Source organism: Azospirillum sp. P4_B5, assembly GCF_056402275.1.
The window spans coordinates 67,879-85,323 of the sequence record NZ_JBFUHT010000038.1 but is presented as its reverse complement, the minus strand read 5'-3'; the positions used below and the strand labels follow the sequence as shown (position 1 = coordinate 85,323).

Annotated in this window: 15 protein-coding genes; 7 read left to right on the top strand and 8 right to left on the bottom strand. The window is 68.0% G+C overall.

The window, feature by feature from the left end; translation table 11 throughout:
• Window positions 1-354: 354 nt before the first annotated feature.
• From AC1DVI_RS24575 to AC1DVI_RS24550, 6 genes are all read left to right on the top strand, one after another.
• On the top strand, window positions 355-1,803 hold the full coding sequence (locus AC1DVI_RS24575) for an NAD(P)-dependent oxidoreductase (RefSeq protein WP_476960199.1): 1,449 nt from the start codon (window positions 355-357) through the stop codon (window positions 1,801-1,803).
• A gap of 126 nt (window positions 1,804-1,929) precedes the next feature.
• Complete coding sequence (gltB, locus tag AC1DVI_RS24570; RefSeq protein ID WP_476960198.1) at window positions 1,930-6,477, top strand: glutamate synthase large subunit; 4,548 nt, start codon at window positions 1,930-1,932, stop codon at window positions 6,475-6,477.
• Between the two features lie 187 nt (window positions 6,478-6,664).
• Complete coding sequence (locus AC1DVI_RS24565) at window positions 6,665-7,120, top strand: GNAT family N-acetyltransferase (RefSeq protein ID WP_476960197.1); 456 nt, start codon at window positions 6,665-6,667, stop codon at window positions 7,118-7,120.
• 101 nt (window positions 7,121-7,221) lie between these two features.
• On the top strand, window positions 7,222-7,890 hold the full coding sequence (locus tag AC1DVI_RS24560) for a glutathione S-transferase family protein (protein WP_137141581.1): 669 nt from the start codon (window positions 7,222-7,224) through the stop codon (window positions 7,888-7,890).
• A 101-nt stretch (window positions 7,891-7,991) separates the two neighbouring features.
• Complete coding sequence (locus AC1DVI_RS24555; protein WP_476960196.1) at window positions 7,992-8,162, top strand: hypothetical protein; 171 nt, start codon at window positions 7,992-7,994, stop codon at window positions 8,160-8,162.
• A 661-nt stretch (window positions 8,163-8,823) separates the two neighbouring features.
• On the top strand, window positions 8,824-9,777 hold the full coding sequence (locus AC1DVI_RS24550; protein ID WP_476960195.1) for a hypothetical protein: 954 nt from the start codon (window positions 8,824-8,826) through the stop codon (window positions 9,775-9,777).
• A gap of 43 nt (window positions 9,778-9,820) precedes the next feature.
• Here the strand turns inward: AC1DVI_RS24550 and chrA are convergent, their stop codons facing one another.
• The 4 genes from chrA to AC1DVI_RS24530 all read right to left on the bottom strand — a co-directional run bounded on the left by chrA (window position 9,821) and on the right by AC1DVI_RS24530 (window position 13,669).
• A complete protein-coding gene (gene chrA, locus AC1DVI_RS24545; RefSeq protein ID WP_476960194.1) occupies window positions 9,821-11,212 on the bottom strand; it encodes a chromate efflux transporter in 1,392 nt (463 codons plus the stop codon).
• A 92-nt stretch (window positions 11,213-11,304) separates the two neighbouring features.
• Window positions 11,305-12,666 carry an ATP-binding protein gene (locus AC1DVI_RS24540; RefSeq protein ID WP_476960193.1) on the bottom strand — a complete coding sequence of 454 codons (1,362 nt, stop codon included), beginning with the start codon at window positions 12,664-12,666 and terminating at the stop codon, window positions 11,305-11,307.
• Window positions 12,663-13,322 (bottom strand): response regulator, encoded by a 660-nt coding sequence (locus AC1DVI_RS24535; RefSeq protein ID WP_476960192.1) that lies wholly within the window; start codon window positions 13,320-13,322, stop codon window positions 12,663-12,665. Before AC1DVI_RS24535 ends, AC1DVI_RS24540 begins: the two co-directional genes overlap by 4 nt.
• 5 nt (window positions 13,323-13,327) lie before the next feature.
• The gene (locus tag AC1DVI_RS24530) at window positions 13,328-13,669 is read right to left on the bottom strand and encodes a PepSY domain-containing protein (RefSeq protein WP_476960191.1); all 342 of its coding nucleotides are present in this window, start codon (window positions 13,667-13,669) and stop codon (window positions 13,328-13,330) included.
• A gap of 148 nt (window positions 13,670-13,817) precedes the next feature.
• Here AC1DVI_RS24530 and AC1DVI_RS24525 point away from each other — a divergent pair, with 148 nt between their 5' ends.
• Window positions 13,818-14,024, top strand: a complete 207-nt coding sequence (locus AC1DVI_RS24525; RefSeq protein ID WP_476960190.1) for a DUF6494 family protein — start codon at window positions 13,818-13,820, stop codon at window positions 14,022-14,024.
• Between the two features lie 115 nt (window positions 14,025-14,139).
• Here the strand turns inward: AC1DVI_RS24525 and AC1DVI_RS24520 are convergent, their stop codons facing one another.
• From AC1DVI_RS24520 to AC1DVI_RS24505, 4 genes are read right to left on the bottom strand one after another with little or no spacing between them, the layout of a single operon-like run.
• A complete protein-coding gene (locus AC1DVI_RS24520; protein WP_476960189.1) occupies window positions 14,140-14,907 on the bottom strand; it encodes a 3-oxoacyl-ACP reductase in 768 nt (255 codons plus the stop codon).
• A gap of 17 nt (window positions 14,908-14,924) precedes the next feature.
• Window positions 14,925-15,902 carry an ABC transporter substrate-binding protein gene (locus tag AC1DVI_RS24515; protein ID WP_476960188.1) on the bottom strand — a complete coding sequence of 326 codons (978 nt, stop codon included), beginning with the start codon at window positions 15,900-15,902 and terminating at the stop codon, window positions 14,925-14,927.
• 7 nt (window positions 15,903-15,909) lie between these two features.
• Window positions 15,910-16,656 carry an ABC transporter permease gene (locus tag AC1DVI_RS24510; RefSeq protein WP_476960222.1) on the bottom strand — a complete coding sequence of 249 codons (747 nt, stop codon included), beginning with the start codon at window positions 16,654-16,656 and terminating at the stop codon, window positions 15,910-15,912.
• Window positions 16,656-17,438, bottom strand: coding sequence for an ABC transporter ATP-binding protein (locus AC1DVI_RS24505; RefSeq protein WP_476960187.1), 783 nt, complete (start codon window positions 17,436-17,438; stop codon window positions 16,656-16,658). The genes AC1DVI_RS24510 and AC1DVI_RS24505 overlap by 1 nt, the downstream gene beginning before the upstream one ends.
• Window positions 17,439-17,445: the final 7 nt, after the last annotated feature.

Below are 17,445 nucleotides of genomic sequence, written 5' to 3'. Positions count from 1 at the left end.
GTCCGGCTTATAGCAGCGCAACATGGCGAAGGCGACGACCCATGGGGCGATACCCCGAATTGGGCGATGGTCCCGGATCGGTCCTAATTTTCTTGCTTGTTTTTCGGGCACTCCCGTCGTCTACGGAGGCCTCCGCGACATCGAGTCAAGGTTTGGTCAGCCATGCTGTCCTAACGGCGAAAATATGCTCGCGCGGCGCCTTCTCTTGCGGTATATGACGTTCAGACCGCGTGACCGCGGGCTTTCGTTTTCACTGCGGCCACGCCCCTCGCCATGCCCCACCGGCACGAAAAGGGCCGCCCGGCCGCCGGCGCCGTCCCCATGCACGGGACACGGGAAGAAGGAGCAGGCGTTATGGCGAACCAGAGGATGTTGGGCTTCGTGCACACCGCGCAGCGGATGCCCGACAAACGCCCGGCCGAGGAGCGCCGCCAGGATTTCGCCGAGATCTACGCCCGCTTCTCCGACGATCGCGCCAACGAGCAGGCCAACCGCTGCTCGCAGTGCGGCGTTCCCTTCTGCCAGGTGCACTGCCCGGTTTCCAACAACATCCCCGACTGGCTGAAGCTGACCTCCGAAGGCCGGCTGGAGGAGGCTTACGAGGTCTCCCAGGCGACCAACAACTTCCCGGAGATCTGCGGCCGCATCTGCCCGCAGGACCGCCTGTGCGAGGGCAACTGCGTCATCGAGCAGTCGACCCATGGCGCCGTCACCATCGGGTCGGTCGAGAAGTACATCAACGACACCGCCTGGGATCAGGGCTGGGTGAAGCCGCGCAAGCCGTCGCGTGAGCTTGGCCTGTCGGTCGGCATCATCGGTGCCGGCCCCGCCGGCCTCGCCGCCGCCGAGGAGTTGCGCGCCAAGGGCTACGAGGTGCACGTCTACGACCGCCACGACCGCATGGGCGGCCTGCTGGTCTACGGCATCCCCGGCTTCAAGCTGGAGAAGTCGGTGGTCGAGCGCCGCGTGCAGCTTCTGGCCGACGCCGGGGTGGTCTACCACCCGAACTTCGAGGTCGGCCGCGACGCCTCCCTGCCGGAGCTGCGCCGCAAGCACGTCGCCGTGCTGGTCGCCACCGGCGTCTACAAGGCGCGCGACATCAAGGCGCCGGGCTCGGGCCTGGGCAACATCGTGGCGGCGCTGGACTATCTGACCACCTCCAACAAGGTCAGCCTGGGCGACACGGTGGAGGCGTACGAGAACGGCTCCCTGAACGCCGCGGGCAAGCATGTCGTGGTTCTGGGCGGCGGCGACACCGCAATGGACTGCGTGCGCACGGCCATCCGCCAGGGCGCCACGTCGGTCAAGTGTCTGTACCGCCGCGACCGCAAGAACATGCCGGGCTCGCAGCGCGAAGTGGCGCACGCCGAGGAAGAGGGCGTGGAGTTCATCTGGCAGGCCGCCCCGGAAGGCTTCACCGGCGACAGCGTGGTGACCGGCGTGCGCGCCGTGCGCATCCACCTGGGCGTCGCCGACGCCACCGGCCGCCAGACCCCGCAGGTGATCGAGGGGTCGGAGTTCACGGTCCAGGCCGATCTGGTCATCAAGGCGCTCGGCTTCGAGCCCGAGGACCTGCCCGCCCTGTTCGGCGAGACGGAGCTGAAGGTCACCCGCTGGGGCACGCTGCTGGTCGACCACCGCAACAAGATGACCAACCTGGAGGGCGTCTTCGCCGCCGGCGACATCGTGCGCGGCGCCTCGCTGGTGGTGTGGGCCATCCGCGACGGCCGCGACGCGGCGGAGGGCATCCACGCCTACGCCAGGGCGAAGGCCGAGGCGCCGCTGGCTCAGGCCGCCGAGTAAGCCAAGCAATCCATAATTCCGCGGGTTCCAGGGGTCCATTTCAACCCCTGGCGGGGGTGAAGGGGCGAAGTCCCCCTTCCGAACAGACTGCCCCCGTCAAAACAGACTGACTGAAAGGGTCCACCGATGACCACCGAGTTGAACCAGGGTGAGCAGTTCGTCGCCGACTTCCGCGCCAACGCCGCGGCGCTGACCACTGCCAACGCCTACAACCCGGAGGATGAGCACGACGCCTGCGGCGTCGGCTTCATCGCCGCGATCGACGGCAAGCCCCGCCGCTCGGTGGTCGAGAAAGGCATCGAGGCGCTGAAGGCCGTCTGGCACCGCGGCGCGGTGGATGCCGACGGCAAGACGGGCGACGGCGCCGGCATCCACGTCGCCGTGCCGCAGAAGTTCTTCAAGGACCATGTGAAGGTCATCGGCCACCGCGCGCCGGACAACAAGCTGGCCGTCGGCCAGGTCTTCCTGCCGCGCATCAGCCTGGACGCGCAGGAAGCCTGCCGCTGCATCGTCGAGACCGAGATCCTCGCCTTCGGCTACTACATCTACGGCTGGCGCCAGGTGCCGATCAACGTCGACATCATCGGCGAGAAGGCCAACGCGACCCGTCCGGAGATCGAGCAGATCATCGTCGGCAACAACAAGGGCGTGTCCGACGAGCAGTTCGAGCTGGACCTCTACATCATCCGCCGCCGCATCGAGAAGGCGGTTAAGGGCGAGCAGATCAACGACTTCTACATCTGCTCGCTGTCCGCCCGCTCGATCATCTACAAAGGCATGTTCCTGGCGGAGCAGCTGACCACCTTCTACCCGGACCTGCTGGACGAGCGGTTCGAGTCCGACTTCGCCATCTACCACCAGCGCTACTCGACCAACACCTTCCCGACCTGGCCGCTGGCCCAGCCCTTCCGCATGCTCGCCCACAACGGCGAGATCAACACGGTCAAGGGCAACGTCAACTGGATGAAAGCGCACGAGACCCGGATGGAGCATCCGGCCTTCGGCAGCCACATGGCGGACCTGAAGCCGGTGATCGGCGTCGGCCTGTCGGACTCCGGTTCGCTCGACACCGTGTTCGAGGTGATGGTCCGCGCCGGCCGCACCGCGCCGATGGTCAAGATGATGCTGGTGCCGCAGGCGCTGACCAGCTCGCAGACCACGCCGGACAACCACAAGGCGCTGATCCAGTACTGCAACTCCGTCATGGAGCCGTGGGACGGCCCGGCCGCGCTGGCCATGACCGACGGCCGCTGGGTCGTCGGCGGCATGGACCGCAACGGCCTGCGCCCGATGCGCTACACGATCACCACCGACGGCCTGATCATCGGCGGGTCCGAGACGGGCATGGTGAAGATCGACGAGGCCCAGGTCATCGAGAAGGGCCGCCTCGGTCCGGGCGAGATGATCGCCGTCGACCTCCAGTCCGGCAAGCTGTACCGCGACCGCGAGCTGAAGGACCATCTCGCCACGCTGAAGCCGTGGGACAAGTGGGTGCAGAACACCACCCACCTGGACGAGCTGGTGAAGACCGCCTCGCTGAAGGGCGAGCCGTCGGACATGGACAAGGCCGGCCTGCGCCGCCGCCAGCAGGCCTTCGGCCTGACCATGGAAGACATGGAGCTGATCCTGCACCCGATGGTGGAGGACGGGAAGGAGGCCATCGGCTCGATGGGCGACGACAGCCCCATCGCCGTGCTGTCCGACAAGTACCGCGGCCTGCACCACTTCTTCCGCCAGAACTTCTCGCAGGTCACCAACCCGCCCATCGACTCGCTCCGTGAGCGCCGGGTGATGAGCCTGAAGACGCGGCTCGGCAACCTCGGCAACATCCTGGACGAGGACGAGACGCAGACCCGCCTGCTGCAGCTCGAATCGCCGGTCCTGACGACCGCCGAATTCCGCGCCATGCGCGACTACATGGGCGACACGGCGGCGGAGATCGACGCGACCTTCCCGGTGGATGGCGGCCCCGATGCGCTGCGCGACGCGCTCCGCCGCATCCGCCAGGAGGCGGAGGACGCCGTGCGCGGCGGCGCCACCCACGTCATCCTGACCGACGAGGCGATGGGCCCGGCGCGCGCCGCCATCCCGGCGATCCTCGCCACGGGTGCGGTGCACACGCACCTGATCCGCTCCAACCTGCGCACCTTCACTTCGCTGAACGTGCGCACGGCGGAGGGGCTGGACACCCACTACTTCGCCGTGCTGATCGGCGTCGGCGCCACCACGGTCAACGCCTATCTGGCGCAGGAAGCCATCGCCGAGCGCCACCGCCGCGGCCTGTTCGGTTCCATGCCGCTGGAAAAGGGCATGGCCAACTACAAGAAGGCCATCGACGACGGCCTGCTGAAGATCATGTCCAAGATGGGCATCTCGGTCATCAGCAGCTACCGCGGCGGCGGCAACTTCGAGGCCATCGGCCTGTCGCGCGCGCTGGTCGCCGAGCATTTCCCGGCGATGGTCAGCCGCATCTCCGGCATCGGCCTGAACGGCATCCAGAAGAAGGTGCTGGAGCAGCACGCCACCGCCTACAACGAGGAGGTCGTGGCCCTGCCGGTCGGCGGCTTCTACCGCTTCCGCAAGTCGGGCGACCGCCACGGCTGGGAAGGCGGCGTGATCCACACGCTGCAGCAGGCGGTGACCAACGACAGCTACACCACCTTCAAGAAGTACAGCGAGCAGGTGAACAAGCGCCCGCCGATGCAGCTCCGCGACCTGCTGGAGCTGCGCTCCACCAAGGCCCCGGTGCCGGTGGACGAGGTGGAGAGCATCACCGCGATCCGCAAGCGCTTCATCACGCCGGGCATGTCCATGGGCGCCCTGTCACCCGAGGCCCACGGCACGCTGAACGTCGCCATGAACCGCATCGGCGCCAAGTCCGACAGCGGCGAGGGCGGCGAGGACCCGGCGCGCTTCCGCCCGGACAAGAACGGCGACAACTGGAACAGCGCCATCAAGCAGGTGGCTTCGGGCCGCTTCGGCGTCACCGCCGAGTACCTGAACCAGTGCCGCGAGCTGGAGATCAAGGTCGCCCAGGGCGCCAAGCCTGGCGAGGGCGGCCAGCTCCCCGGCTTCAAGGTGACCGAGATGATCGCGCGGCTGCGTCACTCGACGCCGGGCGTGATGCTCATCAGCCCGCCGCCGCACCACGACATCTATTCGATCGAGGATCTCGCCCAGCTCATCTATGACCTGAAGCAGATCAATCCGGATGCGAAAGTGACGGTGAAGCTGGTCAGCCGTTCCGGCATCGGAACGATTGCCGCGGGCGTGGCGAAGGCCAACGCCGACATCATCCTGATCTCAGGCAACAGCGGCGGCACGGGTGCTTCCCCGCAGACCTCGATCAAGTTCGCCGGCCTGCCCTGGGAGATGGGCCTGTCGGAGGTGCATCAGGTCCTGACGCTGAACCGCCTGCGCCACCGCGTGCGGCTGCGCACCGACGGCGGCCTGAAGACCGGCCGCGACATCGTGATCGCCGCCATGCTGGGTGCGGAGGAGTTCGGCATCGGCACGGCCAGCCTGATCGCCATGGGCTGCATCATGGTCCGCCAGTGCCACAGCAACACCTGCCCGGTCGGCGTCTGCGTGCAGGACGACAAGCTGCGCCAGAAGTTCGTCGGCACGCCGGAGAAGGTCGTCAACCTCTTCACCTTCCTCGCTGAGGAAGTGCGTGAGATCCTGGCCGGCCTCGGCTTCCGCTCGCTGAACGAGGTGATCGGCCGCACCGACCTGCTCCATCAGGTCAGCCGCGGTGCCGAGCATCTCGACGACCTCGACCTGAACCCGCTGCTGGCCCAGGTCGATCCCGGCGAGAACGCCCGCTACTGCACGCTGCAGGGCCGCAACGAGGTGCCGGACACGCTGGACGCCCGCATCGTCGCCGACGCCCGCCCGCTGTTCGAGGAGGGCGAGAAGATGCAGCTCGCCTACAACGCCCGCAACACGCAGCGCGCCATCGGCACGCGGCTGTCCTCGATGGTGACGCGCAAGTTCGGGATGTTCGGGCTGCAGCCCGGCCACATCACCATCCGCCTGCGCGGCACCGCCGGCCAGTCGCTGGGCGCCTTCGCGGTGCAGGGCATCAAGCTGGAGGTGATGGGCGACGCCAACGACTATGTCGGCAAGGGCTTGTCGGGCGGCACCATCGTCGTCCGTCCGACGACCTCCAGCCCGCTGGAGACCAACAAGAACACGATCATCGGCAACACGGTCCTATACGGTGCGACGGCGGGCAAGCTGTTCGCCGCGGGCCAAGCCGGCGAGCGGTTCGCCGTGCGCAACTCCGGCGCCACCGTGGTGGTCGAGGGCTGCGGCTCCAACGGCTGCGAGTACATGACGGGCGGCACGGCGGTCATCCTCGGCCGCGTCGGCGACAACTTCGCCGCCGGCATGACGGGCGGCATGGCCTATGTCTACGACCTGGACGACAGCCTGCCGCTCTACATCAACGACGAGAGCGTGATCTTCCAGCGCATCGAGGTCGGCCATTACGAAAGCCAGCTCAAGCACCTGATCGAGGAGCATGTGACGGAGACGCAGAGCCGCTTCGCCGCCGAGATCCTCAACGATTGGGCGCGTGAGGTGACCAAGTTCTGGCAGGTGGTTCCGAAGGAAATGCTGAACCGCCTGGACGTGCCGGTCCATCTGCCGAAGGCCATCTCGGCGGAGTAAGCCCCAAGCAATAAGTCTCAAGTGAATTGTGCATACGCGAACGGCGGTCCGGGGCAACCGGGCCGCCGTTTTTCACGCCGGCCGTTGCAAGGGCGTCCTTTTCAGGGCGCCGCTTCTTGGAATAATCTGGTGCGGAATGGGTTGTTAGGACCGCCTGGGGGCATCCGCAACCACACGGGAGGGCGTCATGCCGGCAGAGGACGGCTTGCGCATCAACATTCGCTTCGCCACGACGGCCGACGGCCCGCGCTGCGCTGACATCTTCCTGCACGGGCGCCGCAACGCCTTTTCCTGGCAACCCCAGGACCGCTTCGGCCTGGACGACTATTACGACTGCGTGGACGGGGAAGAGGTACTGGTGGCGGAAGCCGGCGGCGGCGTGGTCGGCTTCGTCTCCGTCGATGCCGGCGAGCGCTTCATCCACACCCTGTTCATCGACCCGCTGTGGCGCGGGCGGGGCATCGGCAGCGCGCTGCTGCGCGAGGCGCTGACCCTGCTGCGCGGTTCCGCGGAACTGGCCTGCGCCTCGCGCAACGCGGCGGCCCGCGCCTTCTACGAGCACAATGGCTGGACCCCGGTTCCCGACGCCGGTCCGGAGGGCGACGCCGCCCCCCTGGTGGTCTACCGCAAATCCGCCCTTTGACACCCTCTCGGCACGGTTAATCCATAAGCCGAAGGAGCGGCGTCACAGGCCAAAGCGCAGACTGTTTTCCACGCTCCCCATACGCTACAGTCCGGCCCGGCATGCGGACACTCCATCACCACCCCCTCCATCCCTTGTCCCGCGTCGCGCGGGTGATGCTGGCCGAGAAGGGTCTTCCCTTCGACTCGGTCATCGAGAAGCCGTGGGAACGGCGCGAGGATTTCCTGATGCTGAACCCCGCCGGCGAGCCGCCGGTGCTGGTGGAGGAGGACGGAACCGTCGTGGCCGGCGGGCTGCCCGTTCTGGAGTATCTGGAGGAGGCCTATCCCGACGTGGCCCTGATGCCGCGGGAGGTGGCGGCCCGCGCCGAGGTGCGCCGGATCGTCGATTGGTTCACCCGGACCTTCGACCGCGAGGTGACCGAGAATCTGGTCGGCGAAAAGCTGATCAAGCGGCTGTCCGGCCAGGGCCATCCCTACGCTCCGGCGATCCGCGCCGGGCTGGCGAACATCCAATACCACATGGAATACATCGCCTTCCTGTCGGAACGCCGCCCCTGGCTGGCCGGCTCCAGCTTCACGGTGGCCGACATCGCGGCGGCGGCGGCGCTGTCCTGCGTCGATTACGTGGACAACGTGCCGTGGGACAAGGTGCCGGAGGCCAAGGACTGGTACGCTCGCATCAAGTCGCGCCCCAGCTTCCGCGGCCTGCTGTCCGACAGCATCCCCGGCTGCCCGCCCCCCCGCCATTACGCCGACCTGGATTTCTGACCCGATCTGTCCGACCGGGATAGGCCCCGCCGAAGGTGGAACCCCCACCCGTACCGGTCTGTTTCGCTTTGGTTGCAGAACGGCTGAGGAGGATTGGGGGCATGGCCCAACACGACTACGTGCGTCACACGCTCGATTGCCTGGAGGAGGCGCAAGCGGCCCTGCGGCTTGCCCAACGCAAGGGCCAGATCGCGCCGGAGGACGAGGACCAACTGTCCCGCCGCCTCGACCGCATCACCGAACGCATCACCCAGGTTCAGGAGATGCATTGAGCCGGGCCCGGGCCGCGCCGTTCCCGGCGCGGCCTGCGGCGACAGGCTGCCGCTTGTGCCCGGACACATTCGGAAGGGGCCGCACAGGCTTGGCGGATCGGCTGACCGTGGGTGGTTCTGGGTTTCCTTGTTGAGCCGCCGATACGGTGAATCTCCGGCCAGTGTCCAGTCACGAGCCGCGCGGCTTCCGGCTGCTCCCCTGTCGATTTCATGGGCCGATGGTCCCGCCACCCGCCCTTGAGTTCTCTGCCGCGCCATGAAGCGCAGATCATTTACCCATGACGATTGGAATGCAGATCACGGATCGCCACCGTTGGAAATTCGCTTTGCGAATAAGCGAATTCGTCACCCCGCATAATAGTTCGTGAACTAACGATTGTTTACTGAATGGCCTCCTCCTTTTTTGTAGACCAATATCAATAATTATGCATCCTATGGATGCGTGTGATGACGTTTAATATATTTACAGTCGGGAAAGTGGGGCAACGGCACCTTCGATAATAGCATTGTCATCCGCGGCATGCTGATGAATCAGGGCCACCCAGGAGTGGGTGCGATCGAGTATGCCGCACTCAACGGCGGTCAGCTTATCACCTGGGACGCCACAATATTCAAAAGATGAGATGTGCCCCGGCCGGACACGGCGAAGGAGAATGCAAAGATGAACGTGCTGGGAACATCAAATTTGACGAACGGCTCGGTACAGAGCCTCGACTCCGTCTCCCAAGCGACATCTGCATCATCAAAGATGGCTGCTGGAACTCCGGCGCCGACAGACCGGGTGTCATTCAGTCCATTGGCTTCGGCCCTTCGTGATGACTCTCTCTCCGCCTTCAATGCATTGTCGGCTGAGACACGCTCACAGCTTTCGTCTCTCGTCGACAGCGGCGCACTCTCTGGCGAGGACGTGCACAACGCTTTGAAGCAACGAACCAAGGAGGCGCGTCTCGGCGCTTATACGGCAACCTTCCGCATGGCCCACAATGATAACGCTGATCTGTTCTCCAGCGGTTCCGCGACGACTTCCGATTTCCGGGAGGCGTTGCGCGCGGCTTCGGAAAAGCGGGCGGGAATGATGGAGAAACTGTCCGCGTTGCTGCAGAGCGGGAAGGATGGCTCCGACGATTACACCGCTCTGTCTGATCAACTCAAGGCATTGACACCAAACGCTCGGTTTCTGGGTGGCGGGAGCAGCTTCGCCGATCCGTTCCAACCGATTGAGCCGGGAGAATCCCGCCTGATGTCGACGCGCAGCGAAACCGACGCCGTTTACAAGCTGAAAGCCGCAGGCGTCGATTTGTCGGCCATCGACAAGGCCTTGCGCCCGATGGGTGAACGTGACGCCGCGTCGCTTGTGGCCGAGCGGACTGGTCTGCCGCAGACGACGCATACGGTCTCGAAGGACCGTGAGTTCTCATTGAATCAGGCGCTCATTCAGCCGATAACCGCGCCACCGTCGGCGGCGGGGGCTGTTTCCGGTGCCGATGCACGCTTCATCGATGCCGATTTCCTGGCCAACCTCGGGTCCTCCATCGGACCGTTGAAGGGAAATGCCTTCGGTGAGGAAGCGGATGCCTCTCGCCAGTATTGGCGCGGCCTGCGAGCCAGTTACTGATCACCTATAAAGCTTATGGCCCCTGAAAGGTTCAGCGGCAACGCTACGCCACCCCCGCCATGCGCAGCGCCACGCCGGCCAGCGCGCAGGCGCCCAGGGTGGGCAGCATCCCCGCCTTGAAGCGGAACACCGCCAGCACCGCCGCCACGGTCAGCGCCAGGGCGGGCAGGTTGACGCTGCCAAGAACGGGCAGGTCCAGCCTCATCCCGGCGACCGACACCGGCTCCAGCCGGGCGAACAGCGTGTGCAGGGCGAACCACAGCGCCAGATTCAGGATCACCCCGACCACCGCCGCGGTGATCGCCGACAGGGCGGCGCCGAGCATCCGGTTGCCGCGCAGCGCCTCCACATAGGGCGCGCCGAGGAAGATCCACAGGAAGCAGGGCACGAAGGTCACCCAGGTGGTCAGCAGCCCGCCCAGCACCCCGGCCAGCAGCGGCGGCAGCGCCCCCGGATCGCGCAGCGCGCCGAGGAAGCCGACGAACTGCACCACCATGATCAGCGGCCCCGGCGTCGTCTCCGCCATGCCCAACCCGTCCAGCATCTCGCCGGGATACAGCCAGCCGTAGGTCTCCACCGCCTGCTGCGCCACATAGGCCAGCACGGCGTAGGCGCCGCCGAAGGTCACCACCGCCATCTTGGAGAAGAAGACGGCGATGCCGGTGAACGTGTTGTCCGGCCCCAGTGTCACCAGCAGCGCCAGCACCGGCCCCAGCCACAAAGCGAGGCACACCGCCCCGACCCGCAGCGACCAGGCGGTGGAGGGGCGCGCATGATCCGGCGTCCCCTCGCCCAGCAGGCTGCTCCCGTGCGTGGACGGGTGCGGCCCGTGCCGCACCGGCCGGAAGGCGGAAACGCCCAGCCGCGCCCCGGCCAACCCGATCAGCGCGGCGGTCAGGATGATCAGGGGGAACGGAACATTGAAGGCGAAGATCGCCAGGAAGGCGGCCGCCGACAGGGCGACCATCGCCCCGTTCTTCAGCGTGCGCCGCCCGACGCGGACCACCGCCTCCAGCACGACGGCGAGCACCGCCGCCTTCAGCCCGAAGAACAGCCCTTGCACCGCCCCGGTGTGGCCCAGCGTCGCGTAGAGCAGGCTGAGCGCCATGATGGCCAGCGCGCCGGGCAGGATGAACAGGACGCCGGCGATCAGCCCGCCCACCGTCCGGTGCATCAGCCAGCCGATGTAAACGGCCAGCTGCTGCGCCTCCGGCCCCGGCAGCAGCATGCAGTAGTTCAGGGCGTGGAGGAACCGCTCCTCCCCGATCCACTTCTTCTCGTCCACCACGACGCGGTGCATCATGGCGATCTGGCCGGCCGGCCCGCCGAAGCTCAGCGCCGCGATCCGCGCCCAGACCCGCGTGGCCTCGCCGAGGCTCACCCCGTGGCCGGCGGTGTCCACACCGGGTGCGTTGGCGCTGTCCGCCTGGGTCATGCGTCGTCTCCGGAGCACGCGAAGGGGCGCCATTCAGACCACAAGGGACGGTCGGCCGCCAGCGCGGAGATGTGACGGTAATGTTGCGCCGGTCAGGAGGGCGCCGCCGCGGGCAGCACCAGCTCCACCCGCAGGCCGCCGAGCGGCGAATCGCCCAGCCGCAGGTCGCCGCCGTAGAGCCGCGCCACGTCGCGCACGACGGCGAGGCCGAGGCCGCTGCCCGGCGTGCTTTCGTCCAGCCGCACGCCGGGGGCCAGCACGGCGTCCCGCCGGTCGGCGGGCAGGCCCGGGCCGTCGTCCTCGACCACCACCGCCAGCATCCCGCCCGCCTCCAGCCGCGACGCGACCTCCACCCGCGACCCCGCCCACGTCATGGCGTTGTCCAGCAGGTTGCCCAGCATCTCGTCGAGATCCTCGCGCTCCCCGGCGAAGACATGCTCGCGCGGGACGCGGACGGCGACCGTCACCCGTCCTCCGCCCCGGCCGCCGCCCTGGAGCTTTTCCATCACCCGCGCCAGCGCCCCGGCGCTGTCGGCGACGGGGGTGGCGACGCCGGGCAGGCCGCGGGCGGCGGCGGCGCGGGCGCGGGCCATGTGGTGGTCGATGTGGCGGCGCATCTCCGCCACCCGCCGGGCGGCCGCCTCCCCCTCCGCCTCGTTCGCCAGCACGGCGAGGTTCGTCTTCAGCGCGTGGGCGAGATTCCCGGCCTGGAGCCGCGCCCGAACCACCACCTCCTCAGAATGGTCCAGCAGGGCGTTCAAGTCGTCGAGCAGCGGCTGCACCTCGCGCGGGGAATCGCCGCCGAAGCGCTTCCTGCGTCCGGCCCGCACCGCGGCCAGCTCGGCGCGCAGCCGGACCAGCGGGCGCAGCCCCACCGACACCTGGACCACCGCCGCGGCGATCAGCGCCAACGCCAACGCCCCCAGCGACAGCCAGAGCACCCGGTTGAAGTCGGCCACCACCGCCCGCAGCTCCGACTCGTCCTGCGCCACCGCCATGCGCAGAGGCGCCGTCCCGTTGGGGAGGGTCACCGCACGCTCCAGCACCGACAGGTGGCGCCCGGCGGGGCCGACGACGCTGTGGCGGTGAATCTCGCCGTCGGCGACCTCGTCCGGCGGCAGGGCCAGCGCCTCGTCCCACAGGGAGCGGGAGCGCAGGGCGGGCGCCTCCCCCGGCCCGACCTGCCAGTACAGCCCTGACAGGGGCCGGCGGAAGCGCGGGTCGCTGAGCGGCTGGCGCAGCAGCGGCGCGCCGTCCGCCCCCAGCTCAGTCAGCGCGGCGAGCTGGTCGAGATGGTTCGTCAGCTCCGCCTCGAAACGGCGGGCCACATGGTCGCGGAACAGGCCGGACAGCACCAGCCCGGCCAGCGCCAGGGCCAGCGCGATCCACACCGCCGCCCCGGCCAGCAGGCGGAAGCGCAGCGACCCGGTCAGCCGCCGCCCGCTCCCGCTCACGGCGCCTCCAGCTTGTAGCCGAGCCCGCGCACGGTCTTGATCAGGTCGGCGCCCAGCTTGCGGCGCAGGCGGCCGACGAAGACCTCGATGGTGTTGGAATCGCGGTCGAAATCCTGGGCGTAGATGTGCTCGGTCAGCTCCGTGCGCGAGACGATCTGGCCCTTGCGGTGCATCAGGTAATCGAGCACGCGGAACTCGTGCCCGGTCAAATCCACCGGCTGCCCGTCCAGCGTGACCCGGCCCGAGCGGGTGTCCAGCACCACCCCGCCGCAGGCGATCTCCGCCGAGGCGTGACCCTTGGAGCGGCGGATCAGCGCGCGGATGCGGGCCAGCAGCTCCTCCATGCTGAAGGGCTTCGCCAGATAGTCGTCGGCCCCGGCGTCGATGCCCTGGACCTTCTCCGTCCAGGCGCCGCGGGCGGTCAGGATGATGACCGGTGCCGTGATCCCCTGCGCGCGCCAGGAGCGCAGCACCGTCAGCCCGTCCACCCGCGGCAGGCCGAGGTCGAGCACGATGGCGTCGTAGGGCTCGGTCTCGCCGAGGAACTGCCCCTCCTCCCCGTCGGCGGCGCGGTCCACGGCGTAGCCCTCGCCCTCCAGCCGTTCGGCGAGCTGGCGGGCGAGCGCCGTATCATCCTCGACGACGAGCAGGCGCATGGCACTCACCTCTTCCCATGATGGCCGCCCTCGCCTTTCCCGTTGCGCCCGCGCACCCGCAGCAGGTCGCCGGTGGCGGCGTCGTATTTCAGCTTCAGGACGCGGCCTTCGGCGGTGATGGTCTTGATTTCGTATACGATCCGACCGTCCTCATCCTCGAACTCGACGTCCAGGATGTCACCGGGAAAATCGGCCTGCGCGCGGGCCACGATGGCCTCCAGCGGCAGCGCCCGGCCCGAGCGGAACGCCTCCCGCGCCCGCTCATGGTCGCGGTCGTCATCGGCCGCCGCCGGCAGGGCCGCGGTGAGGAGGACCAGGGACAACAGGACGGCGCGGGCGGCGTTCATGGTCGGAACCGGCGGGCAAAAGGACGTTCCCAGTTAGCACAAAGCCGGCTGAACGGCACCTGAATGGGCCGCAGGGGGCGAGAGGGATATGGGACAAAGCGTTGCCGCGACGGTTGTTCTCGAGAACGATTAGAGAGGGAGGAGCATCATGAACCACGACACCTTCAACATGGGCATCCGGAAATACCTGAAGGTCGTCGGCGTCACCTCGCAGCGCGAGATCGAGCGCGCCGTGAGCGAAGCGATCGAGGCCGGAAAGCTGAAGGGCAACGAGACGCTCCAGGCCCGCGTCGTGCTGACCGTCGAGGGCATCGGGCTGGAGCATGAGATCAAGGGGGAGATCGCGTTGGAGTAGGGGGAGCGGTTGTCACGGGCCCCCCTCCCAACCTCCCCCCGCTTCGCAGGGGGAGGAGAAAAGCCCTCCCCTGCGAGAGCGGGGGAGGGTTGGGTGGGGGCAACCACGCCAGCGCTCACCCCATCACCAACCCGCCATCCACATACAGCACCTGCCCGGTCATGAAGCGGCTCCAGCCTGACGCCAGGAACAGCACCGGACCGGTCACGTCCTCCGGCGTGGCGATGCGGCGCAGCGGGGTCTGGGCGACGATGGCGTCCTTCACGTCCTCCTTCGTCGCCCGGCTGGCGTCGGTGGGGTAGACCAGCCCCGGCGCCACGCAGTTCACGCGAATGCCCAGCGGCCCCAGCTCCGCCGCCAGATTGCGGCTGAAGCCGACCAGCGCCGCCTTGGCCGTCGTGTAGTCGTGATAGGGCACGGTGGGCCGGGCGACGAGGTCGGTCGCCATGTTCACGATGCTGCCGCCGGGCCGCCGCCGCATCACCGGCAACACCGCCCGGCAGACGTTGTAGGTGCCGAGCAGCGCCCCATCCACCTGCCCCCGGTAATCCGCCCACTCGGTGTCCCAGAACAGCTTGCGCTTCTCCGGGTCGAAGGCGTAGGGGCGGAAGGCGTTGTTGACCACCACGTCGATCTTACCGAACTCCCCCGTCGTGCGCTCCACCATGCGCGCCACCGCGTCGGCGTCGGTCACGTCGGCCTGAACCGCCCAGGCGTCGCCGCCGGCTTCCCGGCAGGCCGCCGCTACCGCCTCGGCCGCCTCCGCATTTTGGAGATAGTTGACGGCGACCGCCGCCCCCTCCGCCGCAAAGGCTTTGGCGATGGCGGCGCCGATGCCGCGGCTGGCGCCGGTGACGAGGACGGTCTTGTCGCGGAAATCCATGGCGGGCCAAGCCTTCCTTACTCGGGGATCAGGTCGGACCGGACCAGCGTGCCCATGTCGAGGTCCTTCCCGATCAGGCCCAGCTGCTTGAAGGTGTCCGCCCCCTTCTGCATCAGCGCCGGATCGAAGTGGCCGAGGCCCTTCGCCCTGGTCGTCTCCGACACGCTGGAGGCGTTGCGCAGCTTGATGATGGCGAGGTTGGTGGCCTCGTCGCGGCCGTTGATGGCGCGGGTCACGGCGAGGCGGGCGGCCTCCTCCGGCTCGGCGATCATCCAGGCGGCGCTGTCGCGGTAGGCGGCGAGGAAACGCTTCAGAACGTCCTTCTTCGTGCGGTAGGTTTCCTCCGTCACCACGAAGATGTCGCTGGGCAGGTTCAGCGTGTCCTTGACCTCGATGACGTTGATGTCCTTCAGCCCCTTCTGCATCCCGACATGCAGGCCGGTGTCGGTCGCCGCGGTGGCGTCCACCTGACCCTGGATGACAGGGGCGAAGTTCAAGAGGCCGGTCACCTCGATGGTCACGTCCTTCTCGCTCAGCCCCACCTGATGCAGCAGCACCTGGAGGTTCTGGCGCGTGCCGCTGGACAGGCTGTAGACGCCGATGCGCTTGCCCTTGAGGTCTTCGGGCTTGGTGATGTTGCGCTCCTTCGGCGACACCACGTTGAAGACGTTCTGCGGGTAGATGTTGTAGATGGCGATCAGCTTCTCGCCCTTGTCGAGCGCCAGATAGAAGGAGGCCGGGTCGGTGAAGGCCACGTCGGCCTGACCGGTCAGCATGTTCTGGATGGCCGAGCCGCCGCCGGTCCCCGGCACATAGCCGAGATCGATCCCCTTGGCCTTGAAGAAGCCCTTGTCCGGCTCGGCCAGCAGGTTGGTGATCTCGCTGATCGGTTGGCTCCAGCCCGCCACGGTCACCTTGTCGAGCGCCAGCGCGGGGGAAGACAGGAGCAGGGCGGAAACGGCGACGGCACCCAAAGTGCGCAGGAACCCGAACATCGTGTGATTATCCTTTCCACGGACGGCGCAGCAGCCACCGTTCGAGCCCGGCGGCGGCCTGATAAACGATCATGCCCAGCACCGTGATGACGATGAACAGGGCGAACATCATGGTCGAATCCATCATCCCCTGCGCCGCGATGATCGAGGCGCCCAGCCCCTGCCGGCCCCCGATGAACTCGCCGACGACGGCGCCGACCAGCGCCAGCACCACGGCGACGCGCAGCCCCGCCAGGATCACCGGCAGGCCGGAAGGGATCTTCAGCCGCAGCAGGGTTTGCAGGCGCGTCGCCCGCAGCATCCGGAACAGCTCCCGCTTGTTGGGATCGACCTGCTGAAGGCCGGTCATGGTGTTTTCCAGCAGCGGGAAGAAGCAGATCAGCGCCGTGATGACGACGGTGGAGGTCATGCCGAAGCCGAACCAGACGATGAACAGCGGCCCCAGGGCCAGTTTCGGCACCACCTGGCTGGCCAGGATGTAGGGGTAGAACAGGCGGCGCAGCACCGGCACCTCGGCCAGCAGCACCCCGGCGAGGAAGCCGATGGTGCAGCCGGCGGCGAGGCCCATCGCCATCTCCGCCGTGGTGACCCAGAGATGCGGCAGCAGATAACCGCCGGCCAGCCCGTCCCACAGCGTGCGCAGCACCGCCGACGGCAGCGGCACGACCAGCGCGGATACCCCCGCCACCCGGCAATAGGTCTCCCACCCCACCAGCAGCAGGACGAGCAGCAGGGCGGAGGCGAGGCGGACCATCACGACGCGCGCTCCAGCACCGCTCGGTCGGGTTTGCCGTCCATGGCCCCATCCATAGCGTGGCGCAGCTCCAGGCACAGGGCGTTGAAGCGCGGGCTGTAGCGGACATCGCGCCCGCGCGGGCGGGCCAGCGGCACCGGCAGGGCGTGGCGCAGATGCCCGCCCTCCATCACCGCCACCCGGTCGGCCAGATAGACCGCCTCCGCGATGTCGTGGGTGACGAACAGCACGGTGGTGCGGTGCCGGGCGCAGAGCGTCAGCAGGTCGTCCTGCAACTCCTCCCGCGTGATGGCGTCGAGCGCGGCGAAGGGTTCGTCGAGCAGGAGCAGCGGCGGCTCGGTGACCAGCGCGCGGGCCAGCGCGACGCGGCTCTGCTGCCCGCCGGACAGTTGGCTGGGGTAGCGCCCTTCGAGTCCGGTCAGGCCGACGAGGTCCAGCAACTCCTCCGCCTTGCGGCGGTCCGCCGGCTGCGGGCGGCGCTTCAGCGAGACGGGAAGCAGCAGGTTGTCGAGCACCGTGCGCCAGTCCAGCAGCGTCGGCGCCTGGAAGACGAAACCGACCTGGGCGCCCGGCCCCCGCACCGGCTCCCCCTGGATGCGCACGGTTCCGGTCAAGGGGGCCAGCAGCCCGGCGACCAGCTTCAGCAGGGTCGTCTTGCCGCAGCCGCTGCGCCCGACCAGGGCGTGGAACTCGCCCTCCCCGATGGTCCAGTCGATGCGGTCCAGGATGGTGCCGCCGCTCGGGACGCCGTAGCCGGCCTGTTCGATGCTGACGAAGGGCATGGCCGGG

Coding starts and splice junctions, on each gene's coding strand:
- AC1DVI_RS24575 (WP_476960199.1), top strand. CDS start 355: ATGGCGAACCAGAGGATGTTGGGCTTCGTGCACACCGCGCAGCGGATG.
- gltB (WP_476960198.1), top strand. CDS start 1,930: ATGACCACCGAGTTGAACCAGGGTGAGCAGTTCGTCGCCGACTTCCGC.
- AC1DVI_RS24565 (WP_476960197.1), top strand. CDS start 6,665: ATGCCGGCAGAGGACGGCTTGCGCATCAACATTCGCTTCGCCACGACG.
- AC1DVI_RS24560 (WP_137141581.1), top strand. CDS start 7,222: ATGCGGACACTCCATCACCACCCCCTCCATCCCTTGTCCCGCGTCGCG.
- AC1DVI_RS24555 (WP_476960196.1), top strand. CDS start 7,992: ATGGCCCAACACGACTACGTGCGTCACACGCTCGATTGCCTGGAGGAG.
- AC1DVI_RS24550 (WP_476960195.1), top strand. CDS start 8,824: ATGAACGTGCTGGGAACATCAAATTTGACGAACGGCTCGGTACAGAGC.
- chrA (WP_476960194.1), bottom strand. CDS start 11,212: ATGACCCAGGCGGACAGCGCCAACGCACCCGGTGTGGACACCGCCGGC.
- AC1DVI_RS24535 (WP_476960192.1), bottom strand. CDS start 13,322: ATGCGCCTGCTCGTCGTCGAGGATGATACGGCGCTCGCCCGCCAGCTC.
- AC1DVI_RS24530 (WP_476960191.1), bottom strand. CDS start 13,669: ATGAACGCCGCCCGCGCCGTCCTGTTGTCCCTGGTCCTCCTCACCGCG.
- AC1DVI_RS24525 (WP_476960190.1), top strand. CDS start 13,818: ATGAACCACGACACCTTCAACATGGGCATCCGGAAATACCTGAAGGTC.
- AC1DVI_RS24520 (WP_476960189.1), bottom strand. CDS start 14,907: ATGGATTTCCGCGACAAGACCGTCCTCGTCACCGGCGCCAGCCGCGGC.
- AC1DVI_RS24515 (WP_476960188.1), bottom strand. CDS start 15,902: ATGTTCGGGTTCCTGCGCACTTTGGGTGCCGTCGCCGTTTCCGCCCTG.
- AC1DVI_RS24510 (WP_476960222.1), bottom strand. CDS start 16,656: ATGGTCCGCCTCGCCTCCGCCCTGCTGCTCGTCCTGCTGCTGGTGGGG.
- AC1DVI_RS24505 (WP_476960187.1), bottom strand. CDS start 17,438: ATGCCCTTCGTCAGCATCGAACAGGCCGGCTACGGCGTCCCGAGCGGC.